Annotated in this window: 21 protein-coding genes; 12 read left to right on the top strand and 9 right to left on the bottom strand. The window is 65.2% G+C overall.

Annotation, left to right across the window (positions count from 1 at the left end; genetic code table 11):
• Positions 1-121 precede the first annotated feature (121 nt).
• The gene (locus tag AC3WN8_RS07265; RefSeq protein WP_492668729.1) at positions 122-3,022 is read left to right on the top strand and encodes a TonB-dependent receptor domain-containing protein; all 2,901 of its coding nucleotides are present in this window, start codon (positions 122-124) and stop codon (positions 3,020-3,022) included.
• Positions 3,023-3,079: 57 nt separating this feature from the next.
• Here AC3WN8_RS07265 and AC3WN8_RS07260 read toward each other — a convergent pair whose 3' ends face one another.
• The 3 genes from AC3WN8_RS07260 to AC3WN8_RS07250 all read right to left on the bottom strand — a co-directional run bounded on the left by AC3WN8_RS07260 (position 3,080) and on the right by AC3WN8_RS07250 (position 6,451).
• On the bottom strand, positions 3,080-4,504 hold the full coding sequence (locus tag AC3WN8_RS07260; RefSeq protein ID WP_492668728.1) for an aldehyde dehydrogenase family protein: 1,425 nt from the start codon (positions 4,502-4,504) through the stop codon (positions 3,080-3,082).
• A gap of 121 nt (positions 4,505-4,625) precedes the next feature.
• Positions 4,626-6,038: a type I glutamate--ammonia ligase gene (gene glnA, locus AC3WN8_RS07255; RefSeq protein WP_492668727.1), complete on the bottom strand. Its 1,413-nt coding sequence runs from the start codon at positions 6,036-6,038 to the stop codon at positions 4,626-4,628.
• Positions 6,039-6,112: 74 nt separating this feature from the next.
• Positions 6,113-6,451, bottom strand: coding sequence for a P-II family nitrogen regulator (locus tag AC3WN8_RS07250; RefSeq protein WP_222992875.1), 339 nt, complete (start codon positions 6,449-6,451; stop codon positions 6,113-6,115).
• A 192-nt stretch (positions 6,452-6,643) separates the two neighbouring features.
• Here AC3WN8_RS07250 and AC3WN8_RS07245 point away from each other — a divergent pair, with 192 nt between their 5' ends.
• Both AC3WN8_RS07245 and AC3WN8_RS07240 read left to right on the top strand, forming a co-directional pair.
• Positions 6,644-7,348: an endonuclease V gene (locus AC3WN8_RS07245; RefSeq protein WP_492668726.1), complete on the top strand. Its 705-nt coding sequence runs from the start codon at positions 6,644-6,646 to the stop codon at positions 7,346-7,348.
• Positions 7,317-8,234 carry a hypothetical protein gene (locus AC3WN8_RS07240; RefSeq protein ID WP_492668725.1) on the top strand — a complete coding sequence of 306 codons (918 nt, stop codon included), beginning with the start codon at positions 7,317-7,319 and terminating at the stop codon, positions 8,232-8,234. The genes AC3WN8_RS07245 and AC3WN8_RS07240 overlap by 32 nt, the downstream gene beginning before the upstream one ends.
• Here AC3WN8_RS07240 and map read toward each other — a convergent pair.
• Positions 8,194-9,018: a type I methionyl aminopeptidase gene (map, locus tag AC3WN8_RS07235; protein WP_492668724.1), complete on the bottom strand. Its 825-nt coding sequence runs from the start codon at positions 9,016-9,018 to the stop codon at positions 8,194-8,196. The two genes, AC3WN8_RS07240 and map, sit on opposite strands and share 41 nt — an antisense overlap.
• A 107-nt stretch (positions 9,019-9,125) precedes the next feature.
• Here map and AC3WN8_RS07230 point away from each other — a divergent pair, with 107 nt between their 5' ends.
• On the top strand, positions 9,126-9,884 hold the full coding sequence (locus tag AC3WN8_RS07230; RefSeq protein WP_492668723.1) for a competence/damage-inducible protein A: 759 nt from the start codon (positions 9,126-9,128) through the stop codon (positions 9,882-9,884).
• Between the two features lie 26 nt (positions 9,885-9,910).
• Positions 9,911-11,068, top strand: coding sequence for a pyridoxal phosphate-dependent aminotransferase (locus tag AC3WN8_RS07225; protein WP_492668722.1), 1,158 nt, complete (start codon positions 9,911-9,913; stop codon positions 11,066-11,068).
• Here the strand turns inward: AC3WN8_RS07225 and AC3WN8_RS07220 are convergent.
• Genes AC3WN8_RS07220 through AC3WN8_RS07210 form a run of 3 tightly spaced genes read right to left on the bottom strand, consistent with a single transcriptional unit; the run spans position 11,065 to position 15,291 of the window.
• A complete protein-coding gene (locus tag AC3WN8_RS07220) occupies positions 11,065-11,823 on the bottom strand; it encodes an SDR family NAD(P)-dependent oxidoreductase (protein WP_492668721.1) in 759 nt (252 codons plus the stop codon). The genes AC3WN8_RS07225 and AC3WN8_RS07220 overlap by 4 nt on opposite strands.
• Positions 11,816-13,045: an MFS transporter gene (locus AC3WN8_RS07215; protein ID WP_492668720.1), complete on the bottom strand. Its 1,230-nt coding sequence runs from the start codon at positions 13,043-13,045 to the stop codon at positions 11,816-11,818. Before AC3WN8_RS07215 ends, AC3WN8_RS07220 begins: the two co-directional genes overlap by 8 nt.
• 20 nt (positions 13,046-13,065) lie before the next feature.
• On the bottom strand, positions 13,066-15,291 hold the full coding sequence (locus tag AC3WN8_RS07210) for a TonB-dependent receptor (RefSeq protein ID WP_492668719.1): 2,226 nt from the start codon (positions 15,289-15,291) through the stop codon (positions 13,066-13,068).
• Positions 15,292-15,457: 166 nt separating this feature from the next.
• On the opposite strand from AC3WN8_RS07210, the gene AC3WN8_RS07205 reads away from it, so the two are divergent.
• From AC3WN8_RS07205 to AC3WN8_RS07175, 7 genes are all read left to right on the top strand, one after another.
• A complete protein-coding gene (locus AC3WN8_RS07205; RefSeq protein WP_492668718.1) occupies positions 15,458-16,372 on the top strand; it encodes a LysR family transcriptional regulator in 915 nt (304 codons plus the stop codon).
• A gap of 115 nt (positions 16,373-16,487) precedes the next feature.
• Positions 16,488-18,065: a bifunctional 3-(3-hydroxy-phenyl)propionate/3-hydroxycinnamic acid hydroxylase gene (locus AC3WN8_RS07200; RefSeq protein WP_492668717.1), complete on the top strand. Its 1,578-nt coding sequence runs from the start codon at positions 16,488-16,490 to the stop codon at positions 18,063-18,065.
• The gene (locus tag AC3WN8_RS07195) at positions 18,062-18,595 is read left to right on the top strand and encodes a VOC family protein (RefSeq protein WP_492668716.1); all 534 of its coding nucleotides are present in this window, start codon (positions 18,062-18,064) and stop codon (positions 18,593-18,595) included. The genes AC3WN8_RS07200 and AC3WN8_RS07195 overlap by 4 nt, the downstream gene beginning before the upstream one ends.
• On the top strand, positions 18,592-19,449 hold the full coding sequence (locus AC3WN8_RS07190; protein ID WP_492668715.1) for a fumarylacetoacetate hydrolase family protein: 858 nt from the start codon (positions 18,592-18,594) through the stop codon (positions 19,447-19,449). The genes AC3WN8_RS07195 and AC3WN8_RS07190 overlap by 4 nt, the downstream gene beginning before the upstream one ends.
• Positions 19,446-20,537: a nuclear transport factor 2 family protein gene (locus AC3WN8_RS07185; RefSeq protein ID WP_492668714.1), complete on the top strand. Its 1,092-nt coding sequence runs from the start codon at positions 19,446-19,448 to the stop codon at positions 20,535-20,537. The genes AC3WN8_RS07190 and AC3WN8_RS07185 overlap by 4 nt, the downstream gene beginning before the upstream one ends.
• A 2-nt stretch (positions 20,538-20,539) precedes the next feature.
• Entirely contained in the window at positions 20,540-21,322 is a 783-nt protein-coding gene (locus AC3WN8_RS07180; RefSeq protein ID WP_492668713.1) for a cyclase family protein, read from the top strand.
• Entirely contained in the window at positions 21,319-22,290 is a 972-nt protein-coding gene (locus tag AC3WN8_RS07175; RefSeq protein ID WP_492668712.1) for a fumarylacetoacetate hydrolase family protein, read from the top strand. Before AC3WN8_RS07180 ends, AC3WN8_RS07175 begins: the two co-directional genes overlap by 4 nt.
• Positions 22,291-22,308: 18 nt before the next feature.
• On the opposite strand, the gene AC3WN8_RS07170 is transcribed toward AC3WN8_RS07175, so the two are convergent.
• Together AC3WN8_RS07170 and AC3WN8_RS07165 are read right to left on the bottom strand one after the other, a co-directional pair.
• Complete coding sequence (locus AC3WN8_RS07170; protein ID WP_492668711.1) at positions 22,309-23,100, bottom strand: sulfite exporter TauE/SafE family protein; 792 nt, start codon at positions 23,098-23,100, stop codon at positions 22,309-22,311.
• On the bottom strand, positions 23,097-24,470 hold the full coding sequence (locus tag AC3WN8_RS07165; protein ID WP_492668710.1) for a RimK family alpha-L-glutamate ligase: 1,374 nt from the start codon (positions 24,468-24,470) through the stop codon (positions 23,097-23,099). Before AC3WN8_RS07165 ends, AC3WN8_RS07170 begins: the two co-directional genes overlap by 4 nt.
• Positions 24,471-24,487 lie beyond the last annotated feature (17 nt).

Below are 24,487 nucleotides of genomic sequence, written 5' to 3'. Positions count from 1 at the left end.
GGCTGGCGGACGACATCTGAATTGCAACGCTCCGGGCGGCCGCTTCGGGGAGGGCGGATCCGTGCACCTGCGCGGGACGGACGCCCTGCTGCGCGCCGCTTTGGCCAATAAGGGGACTCTGATGATGCGTAGGAAACTGATCAAGACCAAATTGCTGGCGAACGGTGCGGCGTTCGTCGTCGCGATCGGAACCGTGAGCCCGGCGCTCGCCCAGGGCGACGCCACGGCGGCCGATACCGCCGATTCCGCGGAAGCCATCGTGGTGACGGGATCGCGCATCGCGCGCCCGGATATCGATGCCAATATTCCGATCGCGGTGCTCAACGCCGCGGCACTGGAGCAGGATGGCGCGTCGAACATCCAGGACGTGCTGCGCGAGATGCCGCAGGTCGGCATCGGCACGACGCGTTCCAATTCGAACTTCTCCGCCACCGGCAATGGCGCCGCTTCGGTCGATCTGCGCAATCTCGGCCCCAGCCGCACGCTCGTGCTGGTCAATGGGCGGCGCTTCGTCGCCGGCTTCTCGGGCACCTCGGCCGTCGATCTCAACAATATCCCGACCGATTTCGTCGAGCGCGTCGAAGTCGTGACCGGCGGAACGTCCGCCATTTACGGATCCGACGCCGTCGCGGGCGTCGTCAATTTCGTGCTCAAGGACAAGATCGACGGCATCACAGCGCGCGCCGAATATGGCCTCACGTCGCGCGGCGACAATCCGCGCTATCTGGTCAGCGTCACCGGCGGAACCAGCTGGGGAGCCGACGATCGTGGCCGGATCGCCATCAACTTCACTCACGAGTCCGACGAAGGGCTGTTGTCCAGAAACCGCAAGATCTCGAGCGAGGATCGCTCGCTCGCGCTGGTCGGCGTTCCCGCCTATAGTTCCTATGCGCCGCAGGGCCGTTTCGACCTGCGCACCGCGACGGGCAGCGCCCAGGTCTTCACCTTCGACCAGAGCAACGCGCTCGTCCTCGGCTTCCCGCAGGCGCTGGCCTATAATCGCAACGGGGATCGGCGCATCTCACTCCCGGTGGAGCGCTACATCGTATCGGCGAACCTGCGCTACGAGATTTCGGACAAGCTGACCGCCTTTGTCGAACCGACCTATGGCAAGGTCAAATCCTCGGCATTGCTCGAAGCCTATTCGTTCGACTGGAGCTTCATCTACAAGGATGGCGAGCTCGGCATGCCGATCACCAACGCCTATATTCCGGCGTCGATCCAGAGCCTGATCACCGCGCGCAACGCCGATGCCGATCCGGCGAACGACATCAAGGCGATCCAGTTCCGGCGTCGCCAGAACGAAGTGTACAACCGCAGCAACGTGAACGAGCGCGACACCTGGCGCGTCGCCGCCGGGCTTCGCGGCGAGATCGCCAATAACTGGAAATACGAACTCTCCTACGTCTTCGGCAGCATGAAGGATCGGACGAATACGCAGGATATCGATGCGCCCCGCTATCGCGCCGCACTCGATTCGATCTTCGATCCCGGGACCAACCAGGTCGTCTGCCGCGATGCCGCGGCACGTGCGGCGGGTTGCGTGCCGATCAACCTGTTCGGTTTCAACACCGTCACGCAGCCGGGCGCGAATTATGTCACCGTTCCCCGCTACGCGCATATCAAGAACACCCAGCATGTCGTCTCCGCCAGCCTGACCGGCAGCCTGCTGACCTTGCCCGCGGGCGATCTCGGCATCGCGATCGGCGGCGAGTATCGCAAGGAAAAGAGCACGACCGACTGGGATGACATCACCAATCGTGGCGACGGCACCGGTGCGGCCTATGACGATCTCGCCGGCCAGTTCGACGTCAAGGAAGTGTTCGGCGAGGTCAATGTGCCGATCCTCGCCGGTCGCCCCGTCTTCGAATATCTCGGCGTCACCGCGGCGGCGCGCTATTCGGACTATTCGACCGTCGGAACCGTGCTGAGCTGGAATGCCGGCCTGGAATATGCGCCGATCCGCGGATTGCGCTTCCGCGCCAATTATGCCGAGGCCAATCGCGCACCCAATGTCGCGGAGCTTTATGCCAGCATCACCGGCGGAGCGAGCGGGGCGACGGTCATCGATCCCTGCGCGGGCACGACGGCCACCAGCAGCCGTCCGCAGGATGCGACCTGCCGGGCGATACCGGGGCTGCTGCAGGAAGCCGCGGCGAATGGCGGTGCCTTCACCTACACGTCGTTCGACCTCAACTGGATGGGCATCACCGAAGGCGGCAATCCCAATCTGCGCGAGGAAACCGCCAAGACGCTGACGCTCGGCGCCGTGCTGACGCCGCGTGCCATTCCGGGTTTTAGCCTGTCGGTCGATTATTTCGACATCAAGGTCGACGGTGCGGTCGGTTCGCTGCCCGCGCAGATCCTGGTCAATCGCTGCATCGAAACCGGCGATCCGGTCTATTGCAGCCAGATCGAGCGCTTCCCGACCGGCAAGCTCTATACCATGTCCACCACGCTGATGAACGTGGCGAGCATCAAGACGCGGGGGTTGGATTTCAACCTGAACTACAGCCGTCCGCTGGGCCTGTCGGAGGACGACAATATCAGCGTCAACCTGCTCTACACGCGGTTGCTCGCGCTGGAGAAACAGTCGTTCAAGGGCGGGCCGATCGAGGAGAATCTTGGGCAGCTCTACGCGGCGGGCCGGCTCGGCACCGGCTTCAAGAACAAGGCGAGCGCGCGGATCGCATATAAGGCCGGCGGTCTCACCGCGAGCTGGCAGGTCACCTATATGGGCAAGATCCAGGATCGGCTCGGTTATGTCGCGTCGGGCGCGGACAAGGAATATCTCGAGGGGCTGAACCGTGTGGGTGATGTCTTCTATCACGACATCCAGCTCCGCTACGCGATCGGCCAGAAGCGGAACTACGAGGCCTATTTCGGGGTCAACAACCTGTTCGATCGCAATCCGCCGCTCATTCCCGCGGGCTTCGCGTCGAGCATCGCGGGCGTCGAGACCGCCGACGTCTATGATCCCTATGGCCGACGCTTCTATGCCGGCGTGCGGCTGAAATTCTGAAATCGCGGTCTGGAGCGGGGCGGACAATCATATCGGCGATTGTCCCCCCCGCTTCCGTCAGCCCAGGTCGCCGATCACCGATTTGATCTCCATGAACTCGGCCAGCCCGAACTTGCCATATTCGCGGCCGTTACCCGACTGTTTGTAACCGCCGAATGCGACATTGGGGTCGGGGTTGCCGGCGTTCACATAGACCATGCCGGCGCGCAGACGGGGGACGAAGGCGCGGGCCTTGGCCGGATCGCCCGAGACGACGGCGGACAGGCCGTAATTGGTGTCGTTGGCGATGCGGATCGCGTCCTCATCATCCTCGTACGGGATGATGGTGACGACGGGGCCGAAAATCTCCTCGCGTGCGATCGTCATGTCGTTGGTGACATTGGCGAACAGGGTCGGGCGGACATAATAGCCGCGATCGACGCCGTCGGGACGGCCGGGGCCGCCGGTGACCAAAGTCGCGCCTTCCTCCATGCCCTTCTGGATCAATCCCTGGATCTTGTCGAACTGCGCCTTGTTGACGACGGGGCCGATATGGCGGCCCTCGGCCTGCGGATCACCGGTGACGGTGCGGGCCAGCGCCGCCTTGGCGACCTCGACCGCCTCGGCATGCTGCGACTTGTGGACCAGCATCCGCGCGGGTGCGATGCAGCTCTGTCCCGAATTGAGCATCACGCTCATCAGTCCGGCGGGCACCGCCTTGTCGAGCGGCGCGCCTTCGAGAATGATGTTGGGCGATTTGCCGCCCAGTTCCTGATGGACGCGCTTGACCGTGTCGGCCGCGGCCTTCGCCACCATGATGCCGGCGCGCGTCGATCCGGTGAAGCTCACCATGTCGATGCCGGGATGTTCGGACAAGGCGGTGCCGACGGTGGGGCCGTCGCCCTGAATCAGGTTGAACACGCCAGCCGGCACGCCTGCGGCATCCATCACCTCGGCGAAGATCGCGGCGCAGGACGGTGCTTCCTCCGAAGGCTTCAGGATCATCGTGTTGCCAGCGGCCAGCGCGGGGGCGACCTTGGCCGCGATCTGGTTCATCGGCCAGTTCCACGGCGTGATCAGCGCGACGACGCCGATCGGCTCATGCACCACCTTGTTGCCGCCGATCGTCTCTTCGAACTCAAATTCCTTGAGCGCGGTGATCGCCGCCATGAAATGGCCGATGCCCGATCCGACCTGAGCGGTCTGCGCCATCGAGATCGGGCAGCCCATTTCGGTGGCGATGGCGCGGGCGATGTCGGGCGCACGCGTCTTATATTCGGCCAGGATGCGTTCGAGCAGGGCGATGCGCTCGTCGACGCTGGTGCGTGAGAAGCTGTCGAACGCACGGCGCGCTGCATCCACTGCCTTGTCGACATCGGCGCGGCTGCCCAGCGTGATCTCCGTGCAGGGTTCCTCGGTGGCCGGGTCGATCACCTTATGACGCGTGCCGCCTTCGCTCGCGACCCATTTCCCGTCGATATACTGGTTGAGATAGCTCTGCATGCCTCGTCCTTTCGTCACGCGCTTCCGGGGTTGACGCATGAGATGGAGGTTCGACGGGCAAAAGAAAACCCCGGAAGCGGCTGGCTCCCGGGGTTCTCCCGACTTGACGTTACGGAAAGCGTCAGGCGCTGTAGTACATGTCGTATTCGACCGGGCTCGGGGTCATCTCCCAACGGGCGACGTCCTCATATTTGAGCTCGATATAGGCTTCGATCTGGTCGCGGGTGAACACGTCGCCCTTGAGCAGGAAGTCCATGTCCGCGGTCAGCGACTCCAGCGCCTCGCGCAGCGACGCGCAGACGGTGGGCACTTCGGCCAGTTCCTCGGGCGGCAGGTCGTACAGATTCTTGTCCATCGGATCGCCCGGGTGGATCTTGTTCTGGATGCCGTCGAGGCCGGCCATCAGCAGCGATGCGTAGCAGAGATACGGATTGGCCAGCGCATCGGGGAAACGGAATTCGACGCGCTTCGCCTTGCTGCCGGTCCCATAGGGGATGCGGCACGAAGCGGAGCGGTTGCGGCTCGAATAGGCGAGCAGCACCGGTGCCTCATAACCCGGCACCAGCCGCTTGTAGCTGTTGGTGGTCGGGTTGGTGAAGGCGTTGAGCGCCTTGGCGTGCTTGATGACGCCGCCGATGAAATAGAGGCACATGTCGCTGAGGCCGGCATAGCCGTCGCCCGCGAACAGGGGCTTGCCCTTTTCCCAGATCGAGATGTGGGTATGCATCCCCGATCCGTTGTCTTCCTTGATCGGCTTGGGCATGAACGTCGCGGTCTTGCCATAGGCATTGGCGACCATGTGGACGACGTACTTGTAGATCTGCATCCGGTCGGCGGTGGTCACCAGCGTGCCGAAGGTCAGGCCCAGTTCGTGCTGCGCGGCGGCCACCTCATGGTGATGCTTGTCGCAGGGCAGGCCCATTTCGAGCATGGTCGAAACCATCTCGCCGCGGATGTCGACCGCCGAGTCCACCGGCGCGACGGGGAAATAGCCGCCCTTGGCGCGCGGACGGTGGGCCAGGTTGCCGGTCTCATATTTGGTGCCGGTGTTGGTCGGCAGCTCGATATCGTCGATCTTGTAATAGCTGGTGTTGTAGCCACTCTCGAAACGGACATCGTCGAACATGAAGAACTCGGCCTCGGGGCCGACATAGACGGTGTCGCCGATCCCGATCGACTTCACATAGGCTTCGGCGCGCTTGGCGGTCGAACGCGGATCGCGCGTATAAAGCTCACCGGTGCCCGGTTCGACGATGTCGCAGAACAGGATCAGCATCGGCGTGGCCGAGAAGGGATCGACATAGACCGCGTCCAGATCGGGCTTCAGGATCATGTCGGACTCGTTGATCGCCTTCCAGCCCTCGATCGACGAACCGTCGAACATCAGACCGTCGGTCAGTTCGTCCTCGCCGACCGCACCGGCGACCATGGTCAGGTGCTGCCACTTCCCCTTTGGGTCCGTGAAGCGCAGATCGATCCATTCGATCTCCTGGTCCTTCACCATCTTCAGAATCGTTGCGGCGTCGTTGGCCATATCGTTTTTCACCTTCCTGCAAAGCATAGCGGGGGCTGGCAGAGCGCCGACCCCTCATTGACGTTCGGCATCGATCAGATGGCGTCGCCGTCCCGTTCACCGGTCCGGATGCGGAGCGCGGTCTCGACGGGGATCACGAAGATCTTGCCGTCGCCGATCCGGCCCGTCTGGGCCGCGGACGCGATGGCCTCGACCACACGGTCGGCCAGCGAATCCTCGACGACGACTTCCAGCTTCACCTTGGGAAGAAAATCGACGACATATTCCGCCCCGCGATAGAGCTCCGTATGCCCTTTCTGGCGCCCGAATCCCTTCGCCTCGGTGACGGTGATGCCCGACACGCCGACTTCGTGAAGCGCTTCCTTCACCTCATCGAGCTTGAACGGCTTGATGATCGCTTCGATCTTCTTCATCGGCGCTCCCCGACCTCCCCAATGCTGAACGCAACGCGCGTCTTTCAATAACCGTGCCAATCGGCGATTCGCTCGCCTTGGCCGCAAACCCTATGTCGCACCGCACAATCGCTGCTGCAATATGCAGCATGATCGCGATACTGCCCAAAAAAAGGGCAATGTTTCGATGCGGACCTTGTGCCGGGGGCGTGCATGGACGATCTTGGCGATATGCAGCCCAGCTGGATCAAGCCCGAGGGCATAGCCGCCGCGACCGTGGCGCAACGCGAGATCGCCGCCGTGGCGGAGAGGATGGATCGGATCGACCCCGTCCGCCGGATCGCGGGCGCCGATACCTCTATGAAGTGGCGCGACAGTCGCGGGCCGATCCATGCGGCGATCGCGCCGATGGCATGGCCGCCGGGCGACGCCATCGCGCCCGCGTGCGTGACCGATATTCCCGATATCCCCTATGTTCCCGGCTATCTGGGTTTTCGCGAATCCCCGGTGTTGATCCAGGCATGGGAGAAGCTGGCCGACAAGCCCGACCTGATCCTGGTCGACGGCCACGGCATTTCGCACCCGCGCCGCTGCGGCATCGCGACCCACCTCGGCGTGCTGCTCGACGTGCCGACGATCGGCTGCGCCAAGACGATCCTGTGCGGCCGGGTGGAGGGCGAGCTGGATCAGGCGCCCGGCAGCCGTGCACCTTTGGTCGATCGCGGCGAAATGGTCGGCATGGCGTTGCGCACACGGGCAAAAGCGCTGCCCATCTATGTCAGCACCGGCCACCGCATCTCGCTCGATACCGCGATCGAGTGGGTGCTGCGCCTGTGCGACGGCCGCCGCCTGCCGGTGCCGATCCGCATGGCGCATGATGCGGCCAATGCGGCGCGCCGCGCGGCTGGCAGTGAGTGAAGCGGATGGCGTTCATCTGTCGACGGGTTCCCGCGGCGATATGAATCGGATTCTGCCCAGCTTTGCGTTGGCGTCCGGCCTGGCGGTTGCGCTGGGATGCGTGGCCGCGGCGGGGGCGGATGTTCCGATGGGGATCTGGATCCGCAATCCCGCGGCGTGGCTGGCGGGCGCTGCGGTCGCGGCAGCCGTCACGATGCGCATGCGCCATATGTCGCCAGGCTTGTGGCTGGTCGCGATCACGTCGTTGCTCGCGGTGACGCTCGTGGCGCCGGGCCTTGAAGGCGTTCATCGTTGGCTGACGCTGGGGCCGGTGCAGGTCAATGTTGCGGCACTGTTGTTGCCCGCGGCGATCGTGGTGCTCGCATCGTCTGCCCTGGCGCCACTGGTTGCCGTGGCGATCTTGGCGGTGCTCGTCGCACAGCCCGATGCGTCGCAGGCAACGGCGTTTGCGATCGCGTCGATCCTTGTCTTGCAAGGACGCGGCAGATGGGGCGGCGCTGCAAGCGCACTTGGTGTGGGATTGGCGATTGCGGCGTGGTTACGCCCCGATCCCTTGCGACCGGTACCGGAGGTCGAGGGCATCATGGCGTTGGCCTGGGCTGTTTCACCCGCTCTGGCGTTTCTTGGCGCTGCTGCTTTGATCGCGAGCGCTGCGGCCCCGGCAGTGCTGGTGTGGCGAGAGGATCCGCAGACCCGCAACCCTGCGCTGGCGCTTTCCGTCTATATGCTGCTGACGATGCTGGCGCCGGCGATCGGCGCCTTTCCCGTGCCTTTGCTCGGCATCGGGATGAGCCCCATTGTCGGAAGCTGGCTCGGCATCGGCTGCCTCGCCCTGTCCGCACGCCTCAATAAGGCGGGCGGTGGAGCCCCTTCGGGCTTTCGGTGAAGATCTCGCAGCCGGTTTCGGTGATGCCGATCGAATGTTCGAACTGCGCCGACAGCGTCTTGTCGCGCGTCACCGCCGTCCAGCCATCGTCGAGCATCTTCACCGACGGCTTGCCGATATTGATCATCGGCTCGATCGTGAAGAACATGCCGGGGCGCAACTCCGGGCCGGTGCCGGGGCGCCCGGCATGGACGACTTCGGGCGCGTCGTGGAACAGCTGGCCGAGGCCATGGCCGCAGAAATCGCGGACGACGCCATAGCGGTATTTCTCGGCATAGCTCTGGATCGCATGAGCGATGTCGCCCATCCGGTTGCCGGGTCTTGCCTGTTCGATGCCGAGCATCATGCAGTCATAGGTGATGTCGACCAGGCGCCGGGCCTTGATCGGCACGTCGCCGACCAGATACATGCGGCTGGTGTCGCCATGCCATCCGTCGACGATCGGGGTCACGTCGATATTGACGATATCGCCGTCGCGCAGCACCCGGTCGCCAGGAATGCCGTGGCAGATCACATGATTGATCGAGGTACAGCAGCTATGCGTATAGCCGCGATAATTAAGCGTCGCGGGAATGCCGCCGCCGCGCAGCATATGTTCGCGCACGATATCGTCGATCTCGCCGGTGGTGACGCCAGGCTCGACATGCGGCACCAATGCGTCGAGAATTTCGGCGGCCAGTCGGCCAGCCTTGTGCATCCCCTCGAAACCCGCGGGGCCATGCAGCTTGATCGCGCCATTGCGCGAGAGCGTGCCGAGATCCTCGGCCATCACATATTCGGTCATGGGGGGAATATAGCGCGGCGCGGGTTTGAAAACAACGAAGCGGAATTTGTCGTCGCTGCACTCGCGCCCCTTTGCGCGGTGGCCGATCAGGCTCTAAGGGCAGGGCGATGAGCGGGGAACGTATCTGGACTGCGGGGCTGTGCGTGATCGGGGACGAGATCCTGTCCGGTCGCACGCAGGACAAGAATGTCGCGCAGATCGGGCTGTGGCTCAATCTCCAGGGCATCCGCCTGGCCGAGGTGCGCGTCGTCGCCGACCGCGAGGACGCGATCGTCGAGGCGGTCAACCAATTGCGCGCGCGCAACGACTATCTCTTCACCACCGGCGGGATCGGCCCGACCCATGACGATATCACCGTCGATGCGATCGCCGCGGCGCTTGGTGTCGGCGTGATCATCCATCCGCGCGCGCGCGCGGCGCTGGAGGGGTATTACGCGACGCGCGGCGGGCTCACCGAGGCGCGGCTGCGCATGGCGCGCGTGCCCGAAGGGGCCGAGCTGATCGAAAACCGCACGTCCGGGGCACCGGGCATCCGCGTCGGCAATGTCTTCATCATGGCCGGCGTGCCCGCCATCACCGCGGGCATGCTCGATGCGCTGACCGGCACGATCGAGGGTGGCCGCCCGCTGCTGTCGCATGTCATCGGTTGCTGGGTCGCCGAAAGCGAAATCGCGGAGATGCTGGGCGCGACCGAGCGCGCGCATCCGGGTTGCCAGATCGGCAGCTACCCCTTTTTCCGCGAGGGCCGCACCGGCTCCAATTTCGTGATCCGTTCGACCGATTCCGACTCGCTGGCCGCCTGTGCCGCCGCGCTTGCCGAGGCACTGGCCGTGCTGGGGCGCGATCCGGTCGATGGCGGCATCTGACCACACCTATCTGCAGGAATGACCGCATGACCGCCCAGATCGATCTGTTCCACGCGATGACGATCAGCACGCTCGCGCACCGTATGACCGCCGAGGGACGATCGGTGATCCATATGGAATTCGGCCAGCCCTCCACCGGCGCGCCGACCAAGGCGATCGCTGTCGCGCACCGCGTGCTCGACACCGACGGCATGGGCTATTGGGAGAATCAGGCGCTAAAGGAACGGATCGCGCGCCATTATCACGAGACCTATGGCGTCGCGATCGAGCCCGCGCAGCTCATCCTCACGTGCGGCGCGTCGCCCGCCTTCGTGCTCGCATTGAGCTGTGCCTTCGCGCCGGGTGCACGGGTCGCGCTCGCGCGGCCGGGCTATGTCGCCTATCGCAACACGCTGAAGGCGATGCACATGGTGCCGATCGAGGTGGCCTGCGGCGCCGAGGAGCGGTTCCAGATCTCCGCCGACGCCATCGCCGCGATCGATCCGGCGCCCGACGGCGTGATCGTCGCGAGCCCGGCCAATCCCACCGGCACGATCATCCCCGAAGACGAGATGCGCGCGATCGTCGAAGTCTGCCGCGCACGCGGCATCCGCATCATCTCCGACGAAATCTATCATGGGCTCACCTATGCCGGCCAGGCGCGCTCGATCCTGCAGGACGAGCCCGAAGCGCTGGTCGTCAACAGCTTCTCCAAATATTTCAGCATGGCGGGCTGGCGGCTCGGCTGGCTGGTCGTGCCCCCCGCGCTGGTCGGCGCGGCGCGCGCGCGGATGAGCAATATGTTCCTGACCCCGCCTTCGCTCAGCCAGCATGCCGGACTTGCCGCCTTCGACTGCCGCGAAGAGCTGGAGGGACATGTCGAAACCTATCGCCGCAATCGCGACCTGATGCTCGCCGCATTGCCCGCGCTCGGCCTGACCAGCATCGCGCCGCCTGACGGTGCCTTCTACATCTATGCCGATGTCGGCGACCTGACCGACGACAGCCTGGCATTCTGCACCAGGCTGCTCGAGGATACCGGTGTCGCGACCGCACCCGGCGTGGATTTCGATCCGGTCGAGGGGCACCGCTTCATGCGCTTCAGCTTCGCGGTCTCCACCGACCGTGTCGAAGATGCCATCTCCCGCATGATCCCCTGGTTTGCCGCGGCACGGGCTCGAGTGGCGGAAGCCCAGCCGGCCTAAAGTTCGCGGCGCGCCGCGACGATCGGGCGGCTGAGCAAGCCGCCATCGACGCGCAACGCGGTGCCGTTGATGTAGGACGCCATGTCGCTCGCCAGGAACAATATGGCCTGCGCGACCTCCTCGGCATCGGCAAAGCGGCCCTCGGGGATCTGCGCGATCCAGGCGTCGCGATAGTCGGGCGGCATCCCGCCGGTCATCGGCGTCTCGGCCATGCCGGGCATCAGGCAGTTGCAGCGCAGCCGCGCGCCGGAAAGTGCTGCGGCAGCGGCGACGCTTTGCGTCAGCTGGACCACCGCGGCCTTGGATGCGCCATAGGCGGCGAGCGCCGGGCTCGGCGCCGCTGCTGCGCTCGATGCGATGTTGACGATCGTGCCCGGCCGTTCGCGGCCCATGCTGCGCATCGCCGCCTGACAGCCGAGCAGCGTGCCGTCGACATTGACGGCGAAGACGCGACGCCAATGGTCGAGCGTGACGGTTGCGAGGGCAGGGGCGTCGTCCGCGCCGGCGGATGCGATGCCCGCGGCATTGACGAGGATATCGAGGCCGCCATCCTCTTCGCGGATCCTGTCGAATGCGGATGACCAGGCCGCTTCGCTGGTGACGTCGAGATCGAGCGTGCCGGCGCCGCATATATCGCCGCGCCAGACCGTCGCGCCTTCGGCCTCGAACAGGCTGGCCGTTGCGGCACCGATGCCCGACGCACCGCCGGTGACGAGCGCTACCTTGCCGGTGAGACGTCCACCCGGGTCAGGCACGCGCGGCCACCGGGCTGTCGGACGGCTCGCGCTCGACCCGCGTCGGATTGGGCAGCGTCATCAGGATCACGGCGCCAGCCACGGTGCCGATCATCGAGACGATCAGCGCCGTCGCATAGCCGCCGCCCAGATCCGCGACCTTGCTGATCAGGACCGGGCTGGCGCCCGCGGAGGTGATCAGGCAGGCATAAGCGAGCGCATAGAGCCGGCCGAAACTCTCCAGCCCGAAATAGCGCGAGATGAAATAGGCCATGATGTCGAGTTCGGCACCGATGGTCAGGCCGATCCCCAGCGCGGCGACGCCGACAAGCAGCGGATCCGACTGGAGCAGCAGCGCACAGCTGAGCCCGGAGATCAGGAACGCGATCGCCGCCACCCATTGCGGCGGGAAATGATCGAGCGCCCAGCCCGACCCCATGCGCCCGGCCAGCACGGCGACGCCGATCAATGACTGGACTTGCGCTGCGCCCTCCGGCGTGAAGCCGCGCTCGCGCAGCAAGGTGATCATATGGAGAAGATAGCCGCCGCTGAAAAAGGCCGGAGCAAGGAAACCGAGCAACATCATCCAGAACAAAGGACGGCGGAGTGCCGAGAAATCGCCGGTCTTGAGGGACGGCCTCGCGCTCTCGTCATGGGTTGCGCCTTCGCTGCGGATCAGCAGCACGCCGGCCCCGCCGAGCAGCAGGACGAGCCCGGCCATCACCAGATAGCCGCCGCGCCAGCCGAACTGATCGATCACCCAGGTTGCCCAGATCGGTCCGGTGATCGCCATGATGCCGAGGCCGCTGATCATCAGGCCCAGCGCCAGCCCGCGCGACCGGTCGAAGCGAGTCGTCACCATACGCGCGAAACCGGGCGGGGTGGTGCCGACACCCAATATCGCGAGCAGCAATATGCCGGCGGCGTAGAAGCCGAAATCGGCGGGGATCAGCCCGAGCAATGCAAAGGCGAGCGCTTCGCCCACCACCGCGATCGAAACCACGCGCAGCGCTCCGTAACGATCCATCAGCACGCCGGCAAAGGGCGCGCATATCGCGACGCAGGCCGACAGGATCAGCGTCGCCAGCGACATCTGGTCGCGGGTGAAGCCGGCATCGGTGGTCAGTGCGTGGACGAATGCGCCGCTGGTATAGGCATGCAGCCCGATCGTGCCGATCGAAGCGGCGATGGTGCACCCCGCCAGCGTACGCCAATGCTGTCGGAACTCGTGCGACACCGCCATCTTGTTCTCCCTCCCGCCCGTCAGAATTTGAAGGCGGCCGATGCGCCGATCACGCGTGGCTTGTTCAGCCCGACCTGCGGATAGCTGAAGGTCACCGCCGCCGTATTGATGATCCGGGCATTGGCCAGATTGGTCCCGAAGACCGAGAATGACCAGCTTTCGTCATTGGGCTTCACCGTCAACCGCGCGCCGATCTCGCCATTGGCCGGATCCTGCCAGGGCTGGGCGGTCTGATCGGTGAAGAAGAAATAGATGCGATCGCGCCAGCGGTAATTGGCCTCGGCGGTCAGCATCAGGTCTCCACCCAGTGCGAAATCCTGTTCGGCCTGGACGAAGAACTGCCAGTCTGGTGTCCGTGGCAGCTTGTTGCCGGTCGCGTCCACCGGGCGATCGAGCGTGTCGCGCGCCGTCGGGAAGCTGGTGAATTTGGCGTCGGTATAAGCGAGGTTGCCGGTCAGCCGCGTCATCGGGCCGGGGCGTGCGACCAGCTCGAGCTCGATGCCCTTGATCCGCGCCTCGGCGGCGTTGGTGATGATCGCACCGCCGGTCGGCACGCCCGCGCGCAGCTGGAGGTTCGAATAGTCGGACAGGAATGCCGCGAACGAGAAATTGAGCGCCCGGTCGAGCAGGCTGCCCTTGGCGCCGACTTCCCAGCTCTTGTTGACCTCGGGCTGATAGGAGGGTTGCACCGCGAAGGGGTTGTAGCCGCCGGCGCGGAAGCCCCGGCCATAGCCCGCGAAGAACATCAGGTCGCGCGACGGCTGATAGACGAGCTTCGCGCGATAGGATGTGTCGGTCCAGGTTTCGCTGGGTGGCGCATAGATCGTCGTGGTCGTGACCTTGGTATCGAGATTGGTCGGCTGGATGATCGCGTCGAGCGTCTTCTTGTCGTGCGTGTAGCGGATGCCGCCGATGATCGAGAGTTGTTCGGTCACGCGGAAGGTGGCGTCGGCAAAGGCGGCATAGGATGTGGTATCGAGATTGCCGCGATATTTGGTGACGGTGTTGGTCGGCAGCGAGAAGCGCAGATTGTAGATATCGTCGTCGTAAAACTGATTCTCGTCGAAGAAATAGGCCCCGAGAATCCATGAGAAGCGCCGGTTGCCCGACGATTGCAGGCGGAGTTCCTGGCTGAACTGGCTGCTGCGGGCGTCATTGTGGTTGTAACCCATGCGCGCGGTGGCGAGGCCGTCGGAATCGTTGGTTCCCTCGACCAGCGCGCGCCGCCAGCCGGTGACCGAGACGAGATCGACGCCGCCGAACGAATATTGCAGCTTCGCCGCGAAGCCGCCGGTGCGCACCGTCGTATCGGTGCCGGGATCGAGCGCGATGATATCGTCCTTGAAGATCGCCTTGCGATCGGCGGGCAGCAGCGGCGCGTTCGGCGTGGCGGTGCCTGCCGGGACCAGCGCGCCCGTCGGCAAGGTGCTGAAATTGGTGTTGGCGTAGCGGAAGATCGCGGGCTGGTTGTTGGTCCAGCTGTAATCGCCGACGATGCGGGCGTCGAAATCGCCGGATTCATAGGTGAGCACGAGGCGCGACTGGACGCTTTCCGCGCCGCCGATATGCTTGTCGGTGACGGGATTATAGGCCCAGCCCCGGTCGTTGACATAGCCGGCGGCGAAACGCGCGGCGAGGCCGTTGCCGAGCGAACCCGAGACAGCACCCTGCGCCCGGAATTCCAGGGGATCGGCGATGCTGGCGTTGACATAGCCGCTGAGCGCGTCGGTCGGATCGGCGCTGCGGATCAGGATCGCGCCCGCGGTCGCGTTGCGGCCCTGCAGCGTACCCTGCGGTCCGCGCACGATCTCGATGCCGCCAAGGTCGAGCAGGTCGGACATGCCGACGGTGACGCCGCGCGCGATATAGATGTCGTCGACATAGACCGCGACCGGTTCGTCGCCGGTGTTGAGCGCCAGGCCGGTCGCGCCGCGCAGCGTGATATAAGTGCGGCCGCCGCCCGAATTGCCGTGGAAGAAGACGCCCGGCACCACGCCCTGAAGCTCGGCGAAATTGCGCGCATTGGTGCTTTCCAGCAGCTCGGGATTGACCACGGTGATCGAGATCGGAACGTCCTGAAGCCGTTCGGAGCGCTTCTGGGCGGTCACGACGATCTCGGCTTCGCGCGGCGCGCTTTCGTCGGCCGGCCGGTCCTGCGCCAGCGCCGGCGCGGCCGCAAATCCTATCGCCAATGCCGACGCGGCGCCGATCATCCGGCTGCGCGTCGTCGTGACTTGAAGTGCCATCTTCCCCTCCATGTGTCGCTTTATTTGATCGTGCTTTTGGACAGGGGCGGGGGTGGGCAAAAGTGAAACTTGCGCGCGGAGCAATAGGCTGAGGTTATCGCTGGTTGCCGAAGGCTCCACTTCCTCTCATTATTCATCGATCGGATATCGGGGCTCGGAGGAATGAATGGACCTGAGATTGCTGCGCTATTTCATGGCCTGCGTCGAGAACAAGACGATGCATGCCGCCGCCGAAGCCGTGCATGTGTCGCAGCCCGCGCTGAGCAAGGCGATCCATAGCCTTGAGGCGCAACTGGGCGTGCCTCTGCTCGACCGGCGGCCCCGCGGCGTCGAGCCGACGCGCTTTGGCGAGACGCTGTTCCGCTATGCCAAGCTGATCGACAGCGAGGTACGCCGCGCCGTGGCGGAGATCGACGCGATGCGCGGCCTGACCCGCGGCACGATCGTGATCGGCGTGATCCCGACGATGAGCGCTGTGATGGCCGACGTCGCCCGTATCGTCATGGAGACGCTGCCGGGCCTGCGGCTGAAGCTCAAGATCGCCTTTTCGGCCGAACTGACCGCGGCACTGCTCGACGGCGAACTCGACACCGCGCTGCTGCTGCTGCCGGCGAACAACGATCCGCTCGGCCTCGCTTTCGAGCCTCTGGTCCAGACCGGACCGCGCGTCGCGACCCGGTCCGGTCATCCGCTGGTGGGCCGCAAGGATCTGTCGCTGGCCGATCTTGCCGGGTTTCCGTGGCTCATTCCCGACTATCCGCCGTCGCATCGCGAGATCATCAATCGCGCCTTCCTCGATGCCGGGGTGCCGCCACCACAGAGTGCGATCGACGTGAGCACCGTGATCCTGTTCGATTCGGTGGTGCAGAATACCGATCTGATCACCGTCGTGCCCTCCACCCTGCTCAGCACCCGCCCGACCAATCTCGTCGCGCTCGAGGTCGATTTCGCCTTTCCCCCCGAACAGGTCGGTCTCGCTTATCGCCAGCACAGCTCGCTGCTGCCCGGCGCACGCGCGGTCATGCAGTTGATCCGCGACGCCTGTACCGCGCTTCCCGGGGCGGTTTCGTCTGATCGATAATCTCAAGTTATCGAAATCGGCCTCAACGGTCTTTGTCCATTAAGTCATGCGTCGATAGCCCTCGCCGAAACAGCATTGCCGATCGGGGCGATGCGGCAGGGGCTGATCGAAGGGCATGACGAGTTCCGACGGGTACGATATCGCGATCATCGGCATGGGGCCGGTAGGGGCCGCAGCCGCCAATCTCGCGGGGATGGCGGGGCTGCGCACGCTCGTGCTGGAACGCGGCGGCGCACCCTATCGTCAGCCGCGCGCGATCGTCTTCGATGCCGAGATCATGCGCATCTTCGCCGCGATCGGGCTGGCGGAGCGGATCGCGGAGGTGACGAGGCCGCTGGGCGGTTCGGTCTATCTGGGGTCGGATCTCCAGCCGATCCGTACCTTCCGTGCGCCGCTGCGGGCCGATCCGCTCGCCTGGCATCCCAGCAACCTCTTTTACCAGCCGCAACTGGAAGCATTGCTGCGCGAGGGGCTGGAACGCTTCGCGCATGTCGATGTGCGCACCGGTCATGACGTGCTGGGGATCGAGGACGGCACGATCCGCGCGCGCGATGCGGATGGAAAGCATGTCGTGCTATCCGCCCGCATCATCCTTGCGTGCGATGGCGCAAGCAGCATCGTGCGCAAGAGCCTGGGCGTTCCGCTCGACGATATCGGCTTCGAGGAACGCTGGCTGGTCGTCGATACTTTGGTCGACGGGCCGATGCGCTGGCCGGAAAGTCATGGCATCCCGCCCGAGGTGCGCGACGGCCGCTTCTCGCTGATGGTCTGCGATCCGGCACGGCCCGCGACGCTGATCCCCGGCGCGGGGCGCCATCGCCGCTGGGAATATATGCTGCTGGCCGGCGAGAGCGACGATCAGGTCGTGGCCGATGCCTGGCTGCGCGATCGTATCGGCGACTGGATCGATCCCGACCAGGTCGAGATCGTCCGCGCCGCGGTCTATCGCTTTCGCGCATTGCTCGCCGCGCAGTGGCGGATCGGCAATGTCTTCCTGCTGGGCGATGCCGCGCACCAGACGCCGCCTTTCTACGGGCAGGGCATGTGCCATGGCATCCGCGATGCGGCGCAACTCATCTGGCGGCTGTCGCTGGTATTGCGCGGCGGGGCAGGCGACACGCTGCTCGACAGCTATCAGGCGGAGCGCGAACCGCATGTCCGCGCGATCGTCTCCGCCTCGGTCGCAGCCGGGGCGGCGGTCTGCACGCGCGACCCCGACGAAGCCGCCCGGCGCGACGCCATGTTCCGCGAGATGGAGCGCAACCGCAACGGAACGGTCGCGATGACCGATATCGTGCCGCCGATCCGCTCGGGCGTGGTCGATCCACCGAGCGGCGGCATGCGCCTGCCCGAATTCGTCGTCGACACGTCCGATGGCCGCTGCCATTTCGATCGACTGCTCGACGGGCGTTTCGCGCTGGTCGCGGCGGATGCGGCCGGCCTGACGATCGGCGATCCGCGCTGGCGTGCCATAGACGGGCAGATATGCTCGGTGCCGGATGCAGGCATCGCCGACTGGCTCGGCGCGCGCGCGGCGGGCTGGGCGCTGGTCAGGCCCGATCGCTATGTCTTCGCGATCGGACGCGGGCAGGCGGCGCTCGAAGTCATGTGCGCTGCGCTGCTCGATCAACTGCATATCCTGCCGGACGGCGTCGCTGCGCCGCCGGCTTCCACGGAGACCGTCCAGCCATGACGCGCATCAATTTCTCGCTCAACCATGTCGGCATCTATGTGATCGACATCGATCGGATGACCGATTTCTACACGGACTTCTTCGGTTTCATCGTCACCGACGAGCGCACCGACGTGAATCCGATCCGCTTCATGACGATGTCGCCCGACGAGCATCATCAATTGCTGCTGGTATCGGGCCGCGCGCCGGACAGTCCGTCGACCGTCGCGCAGATATCCTTCCTGCTCGACGATTTCGGCCAGTTGCGCGCGGTCCATGACCGGGCACAGGCCGATCCCCGGATCACCAAGATCTGGACGCTCGACCATGGCAATAGCTGGACCGTCTATTTCCGCGATCCCGAGGACAATATCATCGAGACTTATGTCCACACGCCCTGGCATATCAGCCAGCCCTATGGGACGCCGATCGATTTCTCGCTGTCCGACGAGGATATCTTCGCCGCGACCGAGCAGGCGGTGAAGGCCAATCCCAGTTACATGCCCGCGGGCGATTTCCGCGAGGCGCTGGTGGAACGGCTCGGCCAATGAGGCTGGTCACCTATCTCAGCGGATCGACGCAGCGTGTCGGCGTGGTGCGGGACGACCGTGTCTTCGCGGTCGACGCATCGTCGATGGAGGATCTGCTGGCCGAGGGAGAGGCGGGCATGGCGCGCGCCGCCCGCGCCGCGGAAACCGGATCGGGCGAGGCGTTGACCGATGTCCGGCTGCGCGCGCCGGTGCTGCGCCCGCGCAAGTTCCTGGGCATCGCTGCCAATTACCAGAGCCATATCGACGAGGTGAAGGCGGCCAATCCCGATTATCTGCCGCCCGTCCACCAGCGCTGGTTCGTCAAGCTGCCGACTTCGATCAACGGCCCTTTTGATCCGATCCTGCTGCCGCCGGAGGGCAGTGAGCTCGATTGGGAAGTGGAACTGGCGATCGTGATCGGCCGCCGCTGCCGGCGCGTCGCCGTCGACCGCGCGCATGAGGTGGTCGCGGGCTACACGATCTGCAACGATGTCAGCGTGCGGGACTGGCAGCGGCGCAGCCCGACGATCATGCTTGGCAAGTCGTTCGACAGCCACGGCCCGCTCGGCCCATGGATCGTGACGCCCGACGAACTGGGCGATCCGCACGGGCTGCGCCTGCGCTGCCTGGTCAATGGTGAGGTGGTGCAGGACGGCTCGACGCGCGAGATGATCAACACTTGCTGGGAACAGATCGCCTATCTGTCGACGGTCTGCACGCTGGAGCCCGGTGACGTGCTGGCGACGGGTACGCCCAAGGGCACCGGTGGATCGATGAAACCGCCGCGTTTCCTGAAGCCCGGCGATCGGGTGCGATGCGAGATCGACGGAATCGGCGCGATCGAGGCCGACGTGGAGAAGGAGCGGGTCGAGTGACTGCGGTCGAGCGATACAAGATCAAGCAGGAGATACTGGACCTGCTCCATTCGCGTGCACGTGGCGCCGATCGTTACGATCCCGCGCTGATGAAGGCGTGTCACCCCGTCGACGGCACCGACAATCACGGCACCTATCAGGGGCTGATGCACGGTTTCATCGACAGCCTGGAAGCTGCGCGACTGAAGGGGCCGGAATGCATTTCCAAGCTCCACATCATCGGCAATGCGCTGTTCGAGTTCCGCGACGATGGTGATGTGTTCGTCGAAAGCTATCATGTCGCGCACGAGACTTTCGTGGAGGGCGGTGCCACCGTCTTCTTCCATATCGGCGGGCGCTATCTCGACACATTCAGGAACGTGGGCGGGCGCTGGCTGATCCAGCATCGCGATATCGTCTATGACTGGTCGCGGGTGATGCCCGGCACCGCGCCCTTCTGGAATCCCGAAACCCAGCCCGCGCATCTGATGGGCACGCGCACCGCACAGGATCCGCTCTACGCGACAGGCGGGGCGACCCGCGGCGCGCTTCTTCCCACTCCCGGCATCAAGGAACCGATCGATATGGACGCAGCCATCCAGCAGCTTCTCGACAAGCAGGCTATCGCTGAAGTGCTTTACCGCCGCGCGCGGGCGGGCGACCGTTCGGATGCGGAACTGGCGCATGGCTGCTATCATCCCGGCGCCACCGAACGGCATGGCGAGTTCGACGGGCTGGCGACCGAGTTTATCGATGTCGTCTCGTTCACCCGGCCCAAACCGGGATCGCCGATCAAGGGCATGATGCACATGATCACCAACATCCTCTGCGAATTCGGCGATGCTGACCATGCCTTTGTCGAAAGCTATCACGTCGCCTGGTGCCAGATGACCGACGGCACCGATGCGGAGATCGGCGGCCGTTATCTCGACCGGTTCGAGCGGCGCGACGGGCGCTGGGCGATCACCCACCGCGACGTGATCTTCGACTGGAGCCGCATGGAGCCCGAGACCGCGAAATTCTGGGAACGCCATCCCGCCAAGCCGTTCCTGTTCGGCAAGCGCGGCGCGGACGATCCGCTCTATGCCTATGTCGAACGGGCTGCCTGACCATGGGCCGCCGCTTCGTCGATATCTCGGTGCCGCTGGAGAATGACGTCGCCTCCGACCCGGCGCCTTATCGCCCCAAGATCGACTATTTCAGCCACCGGGATCAGGTGGGTGAGCTGGCGCAATTCTTTCCGGGGCTGACGGCGGAGGATCTGCCCGATCAGGAGGCTTGGTCGTACGAGAAGATCGAACTGATCACGCATAATGGCACGCATCTCGACGCACCCTATCATTTCGCCTCGACGATGAATGGCGGCGAGCGTGCGATCACGATCGACGAAGTGCCGCTCGACTGGTGTTTCCGGCCGGGTGTGAAGCTCGATTTCCGCGGCTTTCCCGACGGCCATGTGGTGACCGCGGCGGAAGTCGAAGCCGAGCTGGCGCGCATCGGCCATGACCTCCAGCCCTTCGACATCGTGCTGGTGAACACGCGCGCCGGCAGCCGCTATGGCGCGGACGATTATCTCTCGGCCGGCGCCGGCATGGGCCGCGAGGCGACCTTGTACCTGCTCGAACGCGGCGTGCGCGTGACCGGCACAGACGCCTGGAGCTGGGATGCGCCGTTCAGCCACACCGCCCGGCGTTATGCCGAGACCGGCGATGCGAGCCTGATCTGGGAAGGGCATAAGGTGGGCCGCGATATCGGTTATTGCCATCTCGAGAAGCTGCACAATCTCGAGGCGCTGCCGCCCAACGGCTTCACCATTTCCTGCTTTCCGGTGAAGATCCGGGCGGCTTCGGCAGGCTGGACGCGCGCCGTCGCCATTTTCGAGGATGCATCATGAAATTCGCGACGCTTCGAACCGGCGGTGACGGGCGGCTGCTTGTCGTCTCGAACGATCTTGCCCGCGCCGAATTCGCCGCCGCCGCGCCGACATTGCAGGCGGCGCTGGACGACTGGACCGGTGTCGAACCCGAACTGCGCGCGCAGGCGGCGCGGTTGGTAGCGGGCGGGGGCGATGCGTTTCCAGTGGACCCATCCGCGCTCGATGCGGTGCTGCCGCGCGGCTATCAGTTCCTCGACGCCTCGGCTTTCCTGGCGCACAATCATATCCTCGCCGATGCCTGGGGTTTCGAGAAGCGCGGCGAGCATGAGCCGCCACTGATGTATCAGGGTATCTCGCATCGCTATCTGGCGCCGCACGAAGAGGTCGTCTTTCCCGACATACGCCATGACGTCGATTTCGAGGCCGAGATCGGCGTGATCACCGATGCGGTGCCGATGGGCATCACGCCGGAGGCGGCGCTCGATCATGTCCGGCTGATCGTGATCATCAACGACTGGAGCCTGCGCGCCTTCGGCCCGGCGGAAATGAAGGGCGGCTTCGGCTTCATCCATGCCAAGCCGCCGAGCACGCTTTCGGCCTTTGCCGTCACGGCCGACGAGTTCGGCGATGCCTGGCGCGACGGGCGCGTGCACCTGCCGCTGCGTCTGTGGCGCGGCGACGTGCTGTTCGGCGAACCGCTGGGCGGGGCGATGCATTTCGGCTTTGGCGAGCTCATTGCCCATGCCGCCGCGACGCGCGATCTGTGCGCCGGCACTGTGATCGGATCGGGCACCGTCTCCAACTATGACGCCGACCGGGTCGGCTCCGCCTGCATCGCCGAACGCCGCGCGCTCGACGCGCTCGCCGACCGGCCTGCGACGCCGTTCCTGCGCAACGGCGAACGGGTGCGGCTGGAACTGGGCGAGGCGGGCGCCGGTATCGCGGGGCTGATCGATCAGAAGGTGCGGATCATCGCCGGCGGCTGACCGGAGGCAAGCGCTACGTCAGAATCGCGGAAATGCCGGGATGGGTTCGAACATCAGCGCCACGAGCCCATAGAAGCTGGTCGCGATCAGCACCGCGCCGACCAGCTGCATCAGGGGTTTCGGCGGGATGCGGCTGGCGAGATAGGCGCCGAGCGGGGCGGCGGCGATGCCGCCGACGAGCAGGCCCGAGGCCGCGATCGTGAAGGATTCGAGGCCGAGCGCGCCGATCAGCGCGGCAAGCACGGTGACGGTCACGAAGAATTCCGATGCATTGACCGTCCCGATCGCCATGCGCGGCGTCATGCCCTGGGCCAGGAGATTGCCCGTGACCAGCGGACCCCAGCCGCCGCCGCCCGACGCATCAAGGAAACCGCCGACGAGCCCGAGCGGACCGACGAGCCGCATGCGCCGATAGGCCTGTGGGCGCCGCGGTCCGCGCCAGATGAGATAGGCGCCGATTGCGGCCAGATAAACGAGCACCACGGGCTTCATGATGTCGGCATCGATCATGGTGAGCACCCAGACGCCGATGATCCCGCCGACGACGCCGGGAACGACGAGCCGCGCGAACAAGGGCCAGTCGACATTCCGCTGCACGACATGGCTCAGCCCGGACGCGCCGCTGGTGAAGCTTTCGGCGGTGTGGATGGCGGCTGTCGCCGCAACGGGCGGCACGCCGATCATCACCAGCAGCGCGTTCGAGAAGACACCGAAGGCCATGCCGAGCGTGCCGTCCACAAGCTGCGCGAGAAAGCCGATGGCGATGAACGGCGCAAGATCGACCCAGGGGATCAGCGACAGGTCCATCATCGTCCTCCGGCCTTGAGGGCCGAGGACGATGATTTGCGGATACGCCTCGCTGGCGCGGTGAGCAGGAAGAGGATCGGGAAGAGCAATGCGATCACCGACAGCGCGCCGCTGATCATGGCGTGCGCGCCGGCCAGCCAGGGCAGCACGGCCGCCCAGATCGAGACCGCGAGGATCACGACGAGCGTGCGTTCCTGTTCCGAGTCGTCGAAAGCGGTCATGTCGGTCCGCACACGGCCTTCGAACAGCGTCCGCAGGCCCTGGCTCGTGCGGCTCTTTTCGTCGATCAGGGCGGGCGGCATGGCGGCATGGACCAGGCATGCCATACCGGCCGCGATCATGCGCACGCCGACGGCACTCGCAAAGCGGTGATAGCCCGTGCTGCGGTCGCTGATCGCACGCAGGCCGCTGCGTCCGCCGAACGCGAGCTCGGCCAGCGCGGTGCTTTCCACCGGCGCGGGCGCGGCGGCAGGCGCATTCTGGGTCGACACGATCCATTCGAGGATGATCTGCGGTACGTCGAGACCGCTGGCGCGCTCCAGCCCCTGAAAGCCCGGTGCGGAATTGGCTTCGCAGATCCGATATCCATCCTCGTCGAACAGGATGTCGATGCCGGTCACGTCCAGTTCCAATATGTCCGCCGCCTGCACCGCCAGTTCGGCCATTTCGGGTGGCGGATTATAGGCTGCGCCGACACCGCCCAGCGACACGTTCGACTTGAAGCCCCCGGTCAGCGACCGGCGTTCCATCGCGGCGACCACCCGCCCACCGACGACCAGAACCCGAACGTCGCGACCATGGCTCGCGCGGATATAATGCTGGAGCAGGAAATCCGCCTGCGCGTCCGCGCTTTCGAGCAGTCCGGTCAGATCCTCGAACTGGCTGCGATCCTCGCATTTGAGCACGCCGGCGCCGCGCGTGCCTTTCAGCGTCTTCACGATGACGGGGAAACCCAGCTCGCGCTCGACGAGATCGACATCCATCGGGAATTTGCCGAGAATCGTCCGCGGAATGGGAAGGCCGGCACGGATCAGCGCCTGCAGCGTATGGAGCTTGTCGGCGACCAGTTCGATGGAAGCGGGGCTGTTGATGAGGCGGACGCCGCGCCGCTCGAAATGGCGGAGCAGCGCCAGCGTGAAATAATCGGTCTCCGCGCCGGTCCGGCAGATGATGAAGTCGGGCCGTTCCATCAGCCGGTCCTGATAGGTCACCGACCAATCGTCGTCCGCGCCGACGATAAGGTCGAAGCTGTGCGGATTGAGGACCTCGAGCGCGATCTCCATCGCCTGCGCGGTTTCCTGGAACCGGAATATCTCGGGCACTTCCGGAAGCGCCGGATCAAGCTCTCGGTGAAACAGGATCCAGCCGCGCACCATCTTTCTCCACCAAC

The sequence above is a fragment of the Sphingobium sp. FW305-3-2-15-F-TSA7 genome, assembly GCF_058787155.1.
Note: the sequence above shows the minus strand (reverse complement) of the source record. Positions and strands in the feature narration are given on the sequence as shown.